The organism is Actinomadura sp. 6N118 (assembly GCF_044326415.1).
Classification (GTDB): domain Bacteria; phylum Actinomycetota; class Actinomycetes; order Streptosporangiales; family Streptosporangiaceae; genus Spirillospora.
On record NZ_JBIRAZ010000013.1, the window covers coordinates 144,712 to 158,068 of the forward strand.

The 13,357-nt window shown below is 72.1% G+C and carries 12 protein-coding genes; 4 read left to right on the forward strand and 8 right to left on the reverse strand.

All coding sequences use genetic code 11. From position 1 onward, the window contains the following. Positions 1–159: 159 nt before the first annotated feature. The 3 genes from ACH34W_RS31290 to ACH34W_RS31300 all read right to left on the reverse strand — a co-directional run bounded on the left by ACH34W_RS31290 (position 160) and on the right by ACH34W_RS31300 (position 3,600). Complete coding sequence (locus ACH34W_RS31290; protein ID WP_395964726.1) at positions 160–1,182, reverse strand: Rieske 2Fe-2S domain-containing protein; 1,023 nt, start codon at positions 1,180–1,182, stop codon at positions 160–162. A gap of 133 nt (positions 1,183–1,315) precedes the next feature. Continuing rightward, on the reverse strand, positions 1,316–2,107 hold the full coding sequence (locus ACH34W_RS31295) for an IclR family transcriptional regulator (RefSeq protein WP_395964727.1): 792 nt from the start codon (positions 2,105–2,107) through the stop codon (positions 1,316–1,318). Between the two features lie 2 nt (positions 2,108–2,109). Continuing rightward, complete coding sequence (locus tag ACH34W_RS31300; RefSeq protein ID WP_395964728.1) at positions 2,110–3,600, reverse strand: carboxylesterase/lipase family protein; 1,491 nt, start codon at positions 3,598–3,600, stop codon at positions 2,110–2,112. A gap of 123 nt (positions 3,601–3,723) precedes the next feature. On the opposite strand from ACH34W_RS31300, the gene ACH34W_RS31305 reads away from it, so the two are divergent. From ACH34W_RS31305 to glpK, 4 genes are all read left to right on the forward strand, one after another. Beyond that, entirely contained in the window at positions 3,724–4,497 is a 774-nt protein-coding gene (locus tag ACH34W_RS31305) for a cyclase family protein (protein ID WP_395964729.1), read from the forward strand. A gap of 14 nt (positions 4,498–4,511) precedes the next feature. After that, positions 4,512–6,176 (forward strand): thiamine pyrophosphate-binding protein, encoded by a 1,665-nt coding sequence (locus ACH34W_RS31310; RefSeq protein ID WP_395964730.1) that lies wholly within the window; start codon positions 4,512–4,514, stop codon positions 6,174–6,176. Between the two features lie 147 nt (positions 6,177–6,323). Further along, entirely contained in the window at positions 6,324–7,151 is an 828-nt protein-coding gene (locus tag ACH34W_RS31315) for an MIP/aquaporin family protein (protein WP_395964731.1), read from the forward strand. 15 nt (positions 7,152–7,166) lie between these two features. Beyond that, positions 7,167–8,684, forward strand: coding sequence for a glycerol kinase GlpK (gene glpK / locus ACH34W_RS31320; protein WP_395964732.1), 1,518 nt, complete (start codon positions 7,167–7,169; stop codon positions 8,682–8,684). A 107-nt stretch (positions 8,685–8,791) separates the two neighbouring features. On the opposite strand, the gene ACH34W_RS31325 is transcribed toward glpK, so the two are convergent. The 5 genes from ACH34W_RS31325 to rfaE2 form a co-directional block, all read right to left on the reverse strand. Beyond that, a complete protein-coding gene (locus ACH34W_RS31325; RefSeq protein WP_395964733.1) occupies positions 8,792–9,205 on the reverse strand; it encodes a ChaB family protein in 414 nt (137 codons plus the stop codon). 76 nt (positions 9,206–9,281) lie between these two features. Then, on the reverse strand, positions 9,282–10,238 hold the full coding sequence (locus ACH34W_RS31330) for a UDP-glucuronic acid decarboxylase family protein (RefSeq protein WP_395964734.1): 957 nt from the start codon (positions 10,236–10,238) through the stop codon (positions 9,282–9,284). Continuing rightward, the gene (locus ACH34W_RS31335; RefSeq protein WP_395964735.1) at positions 10,135–11,202 is read right to left on the reverse strand and encodes a glycosyltransferase family 9 protein; all 1,068 of its coding nucleotides are present in this window, start codon (positions 11,200–11,202) and stop codon (positions 10,135–10,137) included. The genes ACH34W_RS31330 and ACH34W_RS31335 overlap by 104 nt, the downstream gene beginning before the upstream one ends. Continuing rightward, positions 11,193–11,870 (reverse strand): SDR family oxidoreductase, encoded by a 678-nt coding sequence (locus ACH34W_RS31340; protein ID WP_395964736.1) that lies wholly within the window; start codon positions 11,868–11,870, stop codon positions 11,193–11,195. The genes ACH34W_RS31335 and ACH34W_RS31340 overlap by 10 nt, the downstream gene beginning before the upstream one ends. Then, entirely contained in the window at positions 11,867–13,300 is a 1,434-nt protein-coding gene (rfaE2, locus tag ACH34W_RS31345) for a D-glycero-beta-D-manno-heptose 1-phosphate adenylyltransferase (protein WP_395964737.1), read from the reverse strand. The genes ACH34W_RS31340 and rfaE2 overlap by 4 nt, the downstream gene beginning before the upstream one ends. Positions 13,301–13,357 lie beyond the last annotated feature (57 nt).

Here is a 13,357-nt window from a genome sequence, read left to right on the forward strand (position 1 = left end):
GCTGGTCCGTTTCGTGGTCGGGATGGGAGAGCAGCCACCGCCAGACCCCCACGGGATCCTCGGCCCGGTGCTCCGCCCCGCAATGGCAGATGCCGACCAGCACATCCGATCCGGGTTCCCAGATCACCCGAAGCCGGCTGGTGGCCGTCGCGGCGTGGCTCATGTGGTCGTCAGCCGGCGCAGGAGCCGGCGGGCGGCCAGTCCGCCGGTGTCGATGTTGATGCTGAGCTCCTGGTATCCCTCGGGCTCGGCGGCGATGACCTTCTCGAGGATGTTCAGGGCGGTGACGTCCTGGAGGACGACCGTGCGGTTGCTTTCGGCGAGGAACGAGGAGACGGCCTCGTCGTCCACGGCGAAGTCGCGGGCCACCATCCAGAAGTCGTGCGTGCTCGTCTCGGTCTCGGGGGTGATCGCGTACACGATCTCGGCGTGGCAGGCGGCCGGGTCGTCGGCCTCGGGCCCGGGCTCCACCCCGGTGGGCGCGATGCGGCTGTGCAGCAGGTAGAGACACGGCGGGTGGTACTCGATGTCCTGCCACCGGTCGATGCGTCCCTGGATCCCGGTCGAGTCGGCGTAGAACGAGGGGCACTCCACGTCCTTCATCCGGCGGCTGACGTACACGACCCCGGCCTCGTCGTCGACCTCCGTGGTGATCGGGGTCTGCGCCACCTCGGGAGTGCCGATGTAGCCCGCGTGCAGATACGTCTCATGGGAGAGATCGAGCAGGTTGTCGATGAGCAGCTCGTACCGTGCGGCTAGCGGCTCCATGCCGCGCACCGTGACCCAGCCGTCCATCGCGAGCCACGGCGCGCGCGGGATGGCCGCCGGGTCCGCCTTGCCCGGGTCGCCGATCCACACCCACACCAGCGAGTCCTGCTCGACCACGGGGTAGGCGGGCACCCGCGCGGTGCGCGGGATGCGGACCTGGCCCGGGACGGCGACGCAGGCGCCGTCGGGAGCGTAGGTGAAGCCGTGATAGCCGCAGATGATCTGGTCGCCGTCGCGGACGCTCTCCGAGAGCGGGAAGCGGCGGTGGACACACCGGTCAGCCAGGCCCACCGGGTCCCCGGCGCCGGTCCGGTAGAAGACGATCGGCTCGCCGCAGATGGTGCGGGCCAGCAGGCCCTCGCCGACTTCCTCGGCGTAAGCGGCGACGTACCACTGGTCGGTTGCAAATCCCATGGCCTGACAATCGCCTGGGCGCCCCGCGCCCGACCACGCGAGTTCCATCTGATGGAAAAGCTTGTGTGATCGCGTTCACTCCGCTCTCACTCCAGGGGGCGTTCAACCTAGGGGCGCAACCTAGGGGCGCAACCTAGGGGCGTTCAACGCTCCCGCGCACCGCGGAACTCGGCGTCCGCGCCGCGCGCGGGGAGCCTAGCGACCGCGAGATGCCACGAGCGGCCGCCCGTACCGCGGGCACCAGCACCCGCCAGTCGTACCCGTGGGAGGGGACGACCACCGAGACCGCCGCCTCGACCTTGTCGGCCGGGCCGAACACGGGCGCGGCGACCGAGAGCGCGATCGTCTCCACCTGCCCGTCGCTGATGGCGACGCCCGTGCGGCGTACCTCGGCCAGGGTCCGGCGCAACTCGGTGCCGGACACGATGGTGTTGGCGGTGTACCGGCGCAGCGGACCGCCGATCGCGCGCTCCTGCAGCTCGGTGTCCGCGTGGGCGAGCAGGGCCAGGCCGACTCCGGTCGCATGGGCGGGCCACCGCCCGCCCACCCGCGTGAAGACGTGAACCGCGTCGCGGCCCGCGATCCGTTCGACGTAGACTACCTCCAGCCCGTCCAGGACGGCCAGCTGGACGTTCTGATGGGTCGCCTCGTACAGGTCCTCCAGATACGGCATCGCGGCCTCCCGCAGGCCGAAGCCGCGCGGAGCCAGTGCCGCGACCTCCCAGAGACGCAGCCCGATGCGGTACATGCCGTGCTCGTCCCGTTCGACGGCGCCCCACTGGGTCAGCTCGCCGAGAAGCCGGTGCACGGTCGGGGCCGGCAGGCCGGTCTGGTGGCTGATCGCGGACAGGGTCAGCGCGGGACGCTCGGGTGAGAACGCCGCCAGGATGCTGAGGACGCGAGAGGTGACGGAACCGCGGGTCACCGCTACTCCAGCGGATCGAAGTGATGGGCGGCCCAGATCCTGCGGGACAGGGCCTGCGGGTCACGCACGTCCTTGGTGAAGCTGTCGAAGACGTGGGTGACGGCGGCCGCCGGGTTGTAGGCGGGCCATCCCGGGTCACCGGTCGTGGCGAACGCGGTCCACGCGGCACGGAACTGCGTGGAGAGCTCGGCCGCCTCGTCCGGTATCGGATCTCCCACCACGAGCTCCGCGACACCCTTGTCGAGGTTGCCGAACGTGAGGGGGACGTCGAGGGCGTGGCACGCGCGCAACATCCCGTTCAGCGCGGGGGAGGGCCAGGCCAGCTCGTAGGCGAAGGTCTTGCCGCCCGCGGCGGCGTGGGCGTCGGCGAGGTGCGCGCTCGGCATGCGGAAGAGCCAGTCCGACAACACTAGGCTGTAGAGGTCTTCGGCGGGGGTGTCGCGGTGCGCGGCCCGGTAGGCGGCGGCGCCGCCCGGCGGGACCAGGTGCTTCATGATCTTGGTGACATGCTCGTCCCCGAGGGTGCCGAACCGCCCGGCGAGCGCCAGGAACAGCCGGAACTCGTCACGGTTGAAGCCGACGATCAACTCCAGGTCGCGCCCGGCGCCGTCCGCGAGGGCCCGCCAGGGCGTGGTGGGCAGCACCTCGCCGTCCACGATCGGGGAGTACGGCGTGGGCGTGCTCGCGATCGGGCCCCACGTGGGGTGGTCGTCCTGCAGCTTGGCCGTCATCGTCTCCGCCGCCGCGACCAGCACCTCGGGGGAGACGTCCGCGAGATCCGCGAGGACAGGGGAGCGGCCGGCCTCCGCGGTGATCGCCGTGCTGAGCCGGTGCGCGAACTCCGGCGCGAAGAACGTGCCGGGCACGCTCTGCGTGATCGCCCGGCGGAACAGCCCGCGGGCCGCCGGCATGGCCAGCAGGGCGGCGATCGAGCCCGCTCCGGCCGACTCGCCGAAGATCGTGACCTGCCCGGGGTCGCCGCCGAACGCGGCGATGTTGTCCTGGACCCAGCGCAGTGCCGCGATCTGGTCGAGCAGGCCCCGGTTCGCGGGCGCGCCCTCGACCGAGCCGAAGCCCTCCATCCCGACCCGGTAGTTGATCGTCACCACGACCACGCCGTCGGCGGCGAGCGTGGCGCCGTCGTACTCGGGCTGGGACGAGATCCCGACGAGGTAGGCGCCGCCGTGCACCCACACCATGACCGGGAGCCCTGAGCCGCCGTGGTCGGGCGTCCAGACGTTCACCGTCAGGCAGTCCAGCCCCTCGGCGGGCGTCCAGCCGGGGAAACCGGGCACCATGCCGGCCTGGGGCGTGCGCGGGCCGAACGCGACGGCCTCGCGCGTCCCGTCCCAGGAGGCGGCCGGAGCCGGCGCGGCCAGGCGGTTCGGGCCGAACGGCTCCGCCGCGTACGGCACCCCCCTGAAGACGGTGATCCCGTCGTGCGACCGGCCGCGGATCCGTCCCGTGGTGATCCTTGCCTCTGCTCCCGTCACGCTGCTCAGTACAACACGGGTCACAGGAACACGGGCCACCCGGATACAGAGCGCAGCCAACTTCCTGTGCACCTCTTATGCCGATACGTTCGGATCACCGCGCGCCGTGCCATGGGAGGAACGATGTCCGTGCTCGCCGAACTGCTGAAGGCCCTCGCCGCCGGATCGGTGGAGGTGGTCGATCTCACCGCGCCGCTGTCGGAGTCGACGCCGATCCTCCAGCTGCCGGAGCCCTTCTCCAACACGGTCCCGTTCGCGCTGCGCGAGATCAGCCGGTACGACGACCGGGGCCCCGCCTGGTACTGGAACGACATTCAGACGGGCGAGCATGTCGGCACCCACTTCGACGCGCCCGTCCACTGGGTCACCGGGCGGGACGGGGAGGACGTCTCGCAGGTCGAGCCGCGCCGGCTGGTGGCGCCCGCCGTGGTGCTGGACGCCTCGGCGGAGGCCGCCGCCGATCCCGACTTCGTGCTGGAGATCGATCACGTGCGCGAATGGGAGAAGATCAACGGGCCGCTGCCAGGCGGCGGGTGGCTGTTCTACCGGACCGGCTGGGACGCCCGTTCCGCCGACGGCGCCGCGTTCCTCAACGCCGACGAGACGGGACCGCACTCGCCGGGGGTCTCCGCCGAGTGCGCGCGCTGGCTCGCCGAGGAGACGCCCATCATCGGCCTCGGGGTCGAGACCGTCGGCACCGACGCGGGCGCGGCCCACGGTTTCGAGCCGCCCTTCCCCTGCCACTCGTACTTTCTCGGCGCCGGCAAGTACGGCCTCACCCAGCTGCAGAACCTGGCGCGCCTCCCGGTGCGCGGCGCGGTCGTGCTGGCCGCGCCGCTGCCCATCGTGGGCGGCTCCGGCAGCCCCGCCCGGGTGCTCGCCCTGGTCGAACGATGAGACGTCGTCGAACGATGAACGTCGCGGAGGCCGTGGGGACCGCCCTGACCCGGCTCGGCGTCGAGACCGTCTTCGGCGTCGTCGGCAGCGGCAATTTCCACGTCACCAACGCCCTGGCCGCGGGCGGCGCCACGTTCGTCGCGGCACGGCACGAGGGCGGCGCCGCCACGATGGCGGACGCGTACGCGCGGGTCAGCGGCGGGCTGGGCGTGGTGTCGGTGCACCAGGGCCCCGGGCTGACCAACGCGGTCACGGGCATCACCGAGGCCGCCAAGAGCCGCACGCCGCTGCTGGTGCTGGCGGGTGAGGTGGCGGCCTCGGCCGTGCGGTCCAACTTCCGCATCGACCAGGCCGCCATCGCGGCGGCGGTCGGCGCGGTCGCGGAACGCGTCCACTCGCCGGAGACGGCGCTGGCCGACGTCGCCCGCGCCTGCCGGACCGCCGTGGCCCAGCGCCGCACCGTCCTGCTCGGCCTGCCGCTCGACGTCCAGGCCGCCGAGCACCCCGGCCCCGTCGTCATCCCGGCGAACAAGCCGCTCGCCGCACCGGTGCCGCTGCTCCCCGTCCCGCCGCCCGCCGCGATCGCCCGGCTGGCCGACGCGCTCGCGGCGGCCGAGCGGCCGGTGTTCATCGCCGGGCGCGGCGCCCGGCTGTCGGCGGCGGCCGAGCCGCTCCGCGAACTGGGCGAGCGCTGCGGCGCCCTCCTGGCGACCTCCGCCGTCGCCCGCGGGCTCTTCGGCGGCGACCCGTTCGACCTCGACGTCAGCGGCGGCTTCGCCACGCCGGTCGCCGGCGAGCTGATCAGCGGCGCCGACCTGCTCGTGGGCTGGGGCTGCTCCCTGAACATGTGGACCATGCGGCACGGCTCGCTGGTCGGCGAGGGCGCCAAGGTCGTCCAGATCGACGTGGAGGCGGAGGCGCTGGGGGCTCACCTGCCGGTCGACCTCAGCCTGATCGGGGACGCGGCCGAGACGGCACGGCTGGCCGACGCCGAGCTCGCCGCGCGCGGGCATGCCTCGGCCGGCTACCGGTCGGCCGAGGTGGCCAAGCGGCTCACGCACGAGGGGCGCTGGCGCGACCAGGCGTACAAGGACGAATCGGACGACGAGCACATCGACCCGCGGACGCTCTCGATCGCCCTGGACGACCTGCTGCCGGAGGACCGCACGGTCGCCGTCGACTCGGGCAACTTCATGGGATACCCGGCGATGTTCCTCGCCGTCCCGGACGCGGACGGCCTGGTGTTCACGCAGTCGTTCCAGTCCATCGGCCTCGGCCTCGCGACCGCGATCGGCGCGGCGGTCGCCCGGCCGGGCCGGCTGACCGTCGCGGCCCTCGGGGACGGCGGCGCGCTGATGGCGATCGCCGAACTGGAGACCGCCGTCCGGCTGGGGCTGGGCCTGCTCGTGGTGATCTACGACGATGAGGCGTACGGCGCGGAGGTGCACCACTTCGGGCCGGACGGCCATCCGCTCGACACCGTGACCTTCCCGCCTGCCGACCTCGCCGCGATCGCGCGCGGCTTCGGCTGTGCCGCCGTCACCGTCCGCGACCGGGCCGGCCTCGGGGCCGTGGAGGAGTGGCTGGCCGGCCCGCGCGACCGGCCGATGGTCGTCGACGCGAAGGTCACGCGGCACCAGGCGGCCTGGTGGCTGGAGGAGGCCTTCCGCGGTCACTGAACGCCACCGCATATCCATCCAGGGTGATGGGAATGATCGCCGGGGTGACATTGGCCCGACTTACCGGTTGACCGGTTGGTCCGGGTTACTTACGTTCACGGAAGTTGTGCCTCATGTCACACCCGCCCGTTCATCCGAGGAGAAGAGATGGCGGAACGACTGAGATTTTCCCCGCTTGCCCGTGAGATGGCCGCCGAGTTCGCCGGAACGATGATCCTCATCCTCTTCGGGGTGGGGGTGGTGGCGCAGGTCGTCGCGGGCGGGATCGGTGACCACGACAGCATCGCCTGGGCATGGGGGATCGGGGTGATCCTCGGTGTCTACGTCTCAGCCGCGATCAGCGGCGGGCACATCAACCCGGCCGTCACGTTCGCGCTCGCGGTGTTCAACCGCTTCTCCTGGCGCAAGGTCCTTCCGTACTGGATCGCCCAGACCTCCGGAGCCTTCATCGCCGCGCTGATCGTGCGCTGGAACTACACCGAGGTGCTGGCCAAGGCCGATCCCGGCCACACGATCAAGACCCAGGGCGTCTTCACCACCCTTCCGGGCAACGGAACGCTGCCCGTCAGCATGTGGGGCGGTTTCCGCGACCAGATCATCGGCACCGCGATCCTGCTGTTCGTGGTGATGGCCCTCACCGACCTGCGCAACCTGCCGCCGCTGTCCAACCTCACCCCGGTCGTCATCGGCCTGCTCGTCGTCGCCATCGGCATGGCGTGGGGGACCGACGCCGGCTACGCGATCAACCCGGCGCGCGACTTCGGGCCGCGGGTGGCGCAGTACATCACCGGATACGGCGGCGCCTGGCGAGATCAATACGGTGATCTGTACTTCTGGGTGCCCATCATCGGCCCGCTCATCGGCGCTGTGATCGGGGCGGGGCTCTATCTCTTCCTCATCGGCCGGAACCTGCCGCCGGAACCCGCGCCCGAGGCGGCACCCGAGACCAAGCCCGAATACGACGCCCAGTCCTGACCACAGGAGAGACCGATGGCCGACTTCGTCGGAGCGCTCGACCAGGGGACGACGAGCACCCGATTCATGATCTTTGACCACGGCGGCAACGAGATCGCCCGCCACCAGCTCGAACACGAGCAGATCCTGCCCCGGGCGGGGTGGGTCGAGCACAACCCGACCGAGATCTGGGAACGCACCCGCGCCGTCATTCAGACGACGCTCAACCAGGCAAGCCTGGGCCACCAGGACCTCGCCGCGCTCGGCATCACCAACCAGCGCGAGACGACCGTCGTCTGGAACAAGCGAACGGGCCGCCCCTACTACAACGCGATCGTCTGGCAGGACACCCGTACCGACCGGATCGCCTCGGCGCTGGAGCGTGACGGGCGCGGCGAGACGATCCGCCACCGGGCCGGGCTGCCGCCCGCCACCTACTTCAGCGGTGGCAAGGTCCAGTGGATCCTGGAGAACGTCGACGGCGTGCGCGGGGCCGCCGAGAACGGCGAGGCGGTCTTCGGGAACATCGACACCTGGGTCCTGTGGAACCTCACGGGCGGCACCGACGGCGGCGTGCACGTCACCGACCCGACCAACGCCAGCCGCACGATGCTGATGGACCTGGAGACGCTGGACTGGGACGACCAGCTGCTGTCGTTCTTCGGCATCCCCCGCGCCATGCTGCCCACGATCAAGCCGTCCTCGGCGCCCGACCCGTACGGGATGACGCGTGCGGACGGGCCCTTCGGCGGCGAGGTGGCGCTCTCCGGCGACCTGGGCGACCAGCAGGCCGCGACGGTCGGGCAGGTGTGCTTCGCGCCCGGCGAGGCCAAGAACACCTACGGCACCGGCAACTTCCTGCTGCTCAACACGGGCGGCGAGCTCGTCCGCTCCAAGGCCGGGATGCTCACCACCGTCTGCTACCAGTTCGGGGAGAGCGCACCGGTCTACGCCCTCGAAGGGTCGATCGCGGTGACGGGCTCGGCTGTGCAGTGGCTGCGCGACCAGCTCGGCATCATCTCCGGCGCCTCGCAGAGCGAGTCCCTCGCACGCCAGGTCGAGGACAACGGCGGGGTCTACTTCGTACCCGCGTTCTCCGGCCTCTTCGCCCCGTACTGGCGCAGCGACGCCCGCGGCGCCATCGTCGGGTTGTCCCGCTTCAACACCAACGCCCATCTGGCACGCGCGACGCTGGAGGCGATCTGCTACCAGTCCCGCGATGTCGTGGAGGCGATGCGGGAGGACTCCGGGGTCACCCTGGACGTGCTCAAGGTGGACGGCGGCGTCACGGCCAACGAGCTGTGCATGCAGCTCCAGGCCGACATCCTCGGCGTCCCCGTCTCCAAGCCGGTCGTCGCCGAGACCACCGCCTTGGGCGCGGCCTACGCCGCGGGGCTCGCCGTCGGGTTCTGGCGCAACACCGACGAGCTGCGGCAGAACTGGAACGAGGACAAGCGCTGGCAGCCGGAGTGGGACGAGGAGAAACGCGACAAGGGCTACGCGGGCTGGCGCAAGGCGGTCGAACGCACGTTCGGCTGGGTCGACGTGGACTGATCCAGGCGCCTACAGAGAACACGTCCAGCACGCGAACGCGTACGCCGCCGGCCCCTCGTCCGGCGGCGTACACGTTGATCGGGTCGTGCTGTCTGCTTGCAGGGTGTCTACCGGCGTGCAGCCGCGGTCTTGCGGCGGTTGGCCTTCTTGATGGCGGACACGAGCTCGTCCTTGGACATCGAGGAACGGCCCTCGACGCCGAGTTCCTTGGCGACCTCATAGAGATGCCGCTTGCTGGCGTTCGCGTCCACACCTTCGGCGGTCTTGGCGGGGCTCCGGCGTGCGGCGGGCTCGCCCTTCGCGGCCTGCGCGTCCGACGGGCCCTTCTTGCCGCCGGCCTTGCGCTGCCAGCGGTCGCCGACCTTCTCGAACTTGTGCTTCAGCGCGCTGAACGCGGTGCGGTGCGCGCGTTCGCCTTCCCCGTACTGGTCGATCGCCGAGTCGTGGGCCTTCACCCAGGTGTCCTGGGCCTCCTCCGGAGAACGCCGCAGGGTCGACGGCATGTCCTGGCGGCCAGGCATGAGTCGCTCCTTTCGCGCGATTCCTCTGTCAGGGACGCCCTACCCAGGACGAACTACCTCATTCGGATCTCCCGGATCACGCCGAACGGGCGGGCAGCGGCTCTCTCGCGCACCATTCGATCGTCCTTCGCAGGCCTTCCTCCGCTGACACCTCCGGCTCCCAGCCGAGAACCTCCTTGGCGAGGCTGATATCGGGCCTGCGCACCGCCGGGTCGTCCACGGGCCGTTCGATGAACCGCAGCCGGGACCGCGAGCCGGTGAGCTTGATGATCAGCCGGGCGAGGTCGGCCATGGACAGCTCGTAGGGGCTGCCGATGTTCACCGGCCCGGGGTGGTCGGACAGCGCCAGAGCCAGGATGCCGCGGATCGTGTCGTCGACGTAGCAGATCGAGCGGGTCTGCGACCCGTCCCCGGTGACGGTGAGCGCCTCGCCGGCCAGCGCCTGCCGGATGAACGTCGGGATGGCGCGGCCGTCGTCAGGGCGCATCCGCGGGCCGTAGGTGTTGAAGATGCGCACGATCGCCGTGTCGGCCCCGCGTGACTCGTGGAACGCGGCGGTGAGCGCCTCCCCGAACCGTTTGGCCTCGTCGTACACGCTGCGCGGCCCGATCGGGTTGACGTTGCCCCAGTACGACTCGGCCTGAGGGTGCTCCAGCGGATCGCCGTACACCTCCGAGGTGGAAGCCAGGACCAGCCGCGCACCTTTGTTCTCGGCCAGTTCGAGCGCGTTGCGGGTGCCCTGACTGCCGACGTCCAGCGTCTGGATCGGCCACCGGAGATAGTCGGCCGGAGAGGCGGCGGAGGCGAAGTGGAACACGTGGCTCACCGGCCCCGACACCCAGATCGGCTCGGTCAGGTCGCGCCTCTGAAACTCGAAGTCCCCCCGTCCGGTCAGATGAGTGACGTTGCGGGCGGCGCCCGTGAGCAGATTATCGAGGCAGACGACGGAGAACCCCTGGCCCAGCAGTGCCTGGCACAGATGGGATCCGAGAAACCCCGCCCCTCCCGTCACGACGGCGCGCCGAGATGTCATGGTGAGCTCCTTCCTGATCATCAGCATGTGCAGGGGTCATCAGCATGTGCACGGCCGCGTCGAGCACCCGGCCCGTGGAGATCTCCAGCAGGCCCGGATCGGGCTCGGTGCCGTGCGGATCGCCCCGGCGGCCCATCCAGAGGACCCGGTGCTCAGGCCGCTCGGGCGGGCCCCAGCGGTCCGGCGGCGTCGGGCCGAACAGCAGCACCGACGGGGTGCGGTAAGCGGTGGCGAGATGGCCGATCCCGGTGTCGCCGCAGATCACCAGGCGGGCCTCGGCGATCAGCGCGGCCAGTTCGAGCAGGGACGTGCCGCCGGAGAGGTCGGCGCCGGGGCCGAGCCCGGCCCGCGCGGCGACCTCCCGGGCGAGCCCGGTCTCGGTGGGCCCGCCGGTCACCACGACCCGCTCACCGCGGGCGCGCAGCGCCGCGGCGACGGCGGCGAAGCGTTCCACGGGCCAGCGGCGGGCGGGAAAGCCCGCGCCGGGGTGCAGGACCACCGCTCCGGGCGCCGGCGACATCCGGGGCGGCGGCGGAAGGCCGAGATCGTCCGGGTCGGCGTCATGGCCGAGTTCGGCGACCAGCCGGCACCAGCGCGCGACCTCGTGCTCGCCGGGATCCCACGCCGGCCCCTCCACCTCGGGCACCTCCGGGTGGGCGAACGCGTGCAGCCGGCCCGGCCGCAGCGCCTGCAGGGCACGATGGCTCTGCGGGCCGCTGCCGTGGAGGTTCACGGCGAGGCTCACCGGCCCGTACGCGGGAAGCCCGTCCAGATCCGGGGTCGGCAGGACGTCGTCCACGGCGCCCGTGAGCAGTGCGAGCGGGGCCAGCGGCCAGGGAGCCGCGAGCATCAGGTTCCGGCCGGGCAGGCCGCGCCGCAGCGCCCGCAGCGCGGGCACCGCGGTCAGCAGGTCGCCCAGCCCGAGCGCCCGCAGGACGAGGACGTCCGGCCCCCTCAGGGCCACGACGGCTCCCGCGCGGGGCAGACCACCAGCTCGCGCACCTCGCAGCCGGGCGGCTGGGCCAGCGCGAACGCCACGGCGGCGGCCACGTTCTCGGGCCGGTTGAGCTGGGCGTCCGGCCCGGGCTTGTACTGCTCGTCGCGGCCGTCGAAGAAGGCGGTGTCCATGCCGCCCGGCACGAGCATCGTGACGCCGACCTGGCCCGCCAGCTCGGCCGCCAGCGCCCGGGTGAAGCCGACCACGCCGAACTTGGACGCGCAGTAGGCGGTCGCGTCGCTGAGCGCCTTGAGCCCCAGCGTGGACGCGCAGGTGACGACGCGGCCGTTCGGCGCGTGCACGAGGTAGGGGAGCGCGGCGCGCACCACGGCGGCGGTCCCCATGAGGTTGACCTGGATGACCCGCTCCCAGTCCTCCGCGGGGATGTCGGCCAGCGTGCCGCACGCGTCGATGCCCGCCGCGGTGACCACGGCGTCCAGCCCGCCCGCCTGCCGCGCCAGGCTGTGCACGGCGCGTTCCGTGCACGGCCGGTCGGTGAGGTCGGCCTGCATGTTCTCGACGTCGTACTTCGGCGGATGGCGGTCGATGACCAGCGGGCGCCCGCCGTCGTCCGCGATCCGGCGGGCGATGGCCGCTCCGAGCCCGGAGGCGCCGCCGGTGATGAGCACGTTCATGAGGTGATTCCCTTCGTGGTCGCCAGCAGTCGGGTGGTGGAACGTCCTTCGAGGAGCGGCAGCAGGACCACCTCACCGCCGTGGCGGCGGACGGTGCCCGCTTCGGGCAGCGGGCTTCCGGCGTAGTCGGCGCCCTTCACCCAGATGTCGGGGCGCAGGCGTTCGATGAGGGAGACGGGGGTGTCGTCCTCGAAGATCACCGCCGCGTCCACCGCCGCCAGGGCCTGCAGGACGCGGACGCGGTCCGCGGACTGTGTCACCGGGCGGCCGGGGCCCTTGCGGCGGCGCACCGAGTCGTCGGAGTTGACGCAGACGATGAGGCAGTCGCCCAGTTGCCGGGCCTGTTCGAGCAGGCGGACGTGTCCCGCGTGCAGCAGGTCGAAGCAGCCTCCGGTCGCGACGACCGTGCCGCCGGCCCGCCGGGTGCACTCGATGATGTCCCACGCGTCGTCGCCGCGTTGCGGGGGGATCCGGGGTGAGCCCGTCCGGGCGAGCCGTTCGGCGACGGCCGAGGCCGCGCCCGCCTTGACGAAGTCCGAGGCCCGCCGTACCCCGGCGCTGACGGCCTCGGTGAGCGACCCGCCGTCGGCGAGCACCTCGGTGGTCCGGGCCGCGAAGCTGTCGCCGGCGCCGCAGGGGTCGCCCGGCGAGGCCTCCGCCGGTGCCAGGAACGGCTCGGGCGCCCCGTTGCAGAGCACCGCGCCGTCCGCGCCGAGCGTGACGGCGACGCCTTCGAGACCCCAGCGTTCGGCCAGGTAACGGCCGCGGCGGGTGGTGGCCGACAATCCCGAGCCTTCGATATCGACGTCGTCGCGTGCCGTGAGGCGGGCGGCCTCGTCCTCGTTGGGGGTCAGCAGGCGCGTGCCGGGTACGGGTGCCTCGCCGCGGGGGTGCGGGTCCCAGAGGATCGGGACGTCGGCCGCCAGCTCGGTGAGCAGGGTGCGCACCACGGCATGCCGGGTGACGCCCCGCCCGTAGTCCGAGACCAGGACGGCGGCCGCCCGGCCGAGCGCCTCGGTGACACGAGGACCGACGGGTCCGTCGCGCGCTTCGCCGTCGCCCGTGTCGAGGCGTGCCACGGACTGGTCCTGCGCCCGGACGCGCACCTTGCAGGGGGTGGTCCCGTGCAGCGGGAACGCGGCGACCTCGAGGTGCGGCTCGAGGAGCGCGCGCAGCCGCCGGCCGGGCTCGTCGTCGGCGAGGGCGGTGACCAGCACGACCTCACGGCCGTCGGCCGCCGCCAGCAGCGCCGCCAGCCCGGCCCCGCCCGGCCGGGGCAGCTCCGTGGCCTCCTCGATGACCGGGACGGGGGCGTCGGGGCAGAGCCGCCGGGTGCTTCCCTCGATGTCGATGTCCAGCAGGGCGTCGCCCACGACGACCAGCGGCGCGCTCATTTCGGAACGCCTGCTCATTTCGGTACGCCTGTTCATTTCGCTACACCTGCTCGCTTCGCTACACCTGCTCGCTTCGCTACACCTGCTTACTTC

Bases quoted from the DNA above. Each gene is read 5' to 3' on its own strand.
- ACH34W_RS31340 (WP_395964736.1), bottom strand. From the start codon at position 11,870: ATGAACGTGCTCATCACCGGCGGCGCCTCCGGGCTCGGAGCGGCCATC.
- rfaE2 (WP_395964737.1), bottom strand. From the start codon at position 13,300: ATGAACAGGCGTACCGAAATGAGCAGGCGTTCCGAAATGAGCGCGCCG.
- ACH34W_RS31315 (WP_395964731.1), top strand. From the start codon at position 6,324: ATGGCGGAACGACTGAGATTTTCCCCGCTTGCCCGTGAGATGGCCGCC.
- ACH34W_RS31290 (WP_395964726.1), bottom strand. From the start codon at position 1,182: ATGGGATTTGCAACCGACCAGTGGTACGTCGCCGCTTACGCCGAGGAA.
- ACH34W_RS31325 (WP_395964733.1), bottom strand. From the start codon at position 9,205: ATGCCTGGCCGCCAGGACATGCCGTCGACCCTGCGGCGTTCTCCGGAG.
- ACH34W_RS31305 (WP_395964729.1), top strand. From the start codon at position 3,724: ATGTCCGTGCTCGCCGAACTGCTGAAGGCCCTCGCCGCCGGATCGGTG.
- ACH34W_RS31310 (WP_395964730.1), top strand. From the start codon at position 4,512: ATGAACGTCGCGGAGGCCGTGGGGACCGCCCTGACCCGGCTCGGCGTC.
- ACH34W_RS31330 (WP_395964734.1), bottom strand. From the start codon at position 10,238: ATGACATCTCGGCGCGCCGTCGTGACGGGAGGGGCGGGGTTTCTCGGA.
- glpK (WP_395964732.1), top strand. From the start codon at position 7,167: ATGGCCGACTTCGTCGGAGCGCTCGACCAGGGGACGACGAGCACCCGA.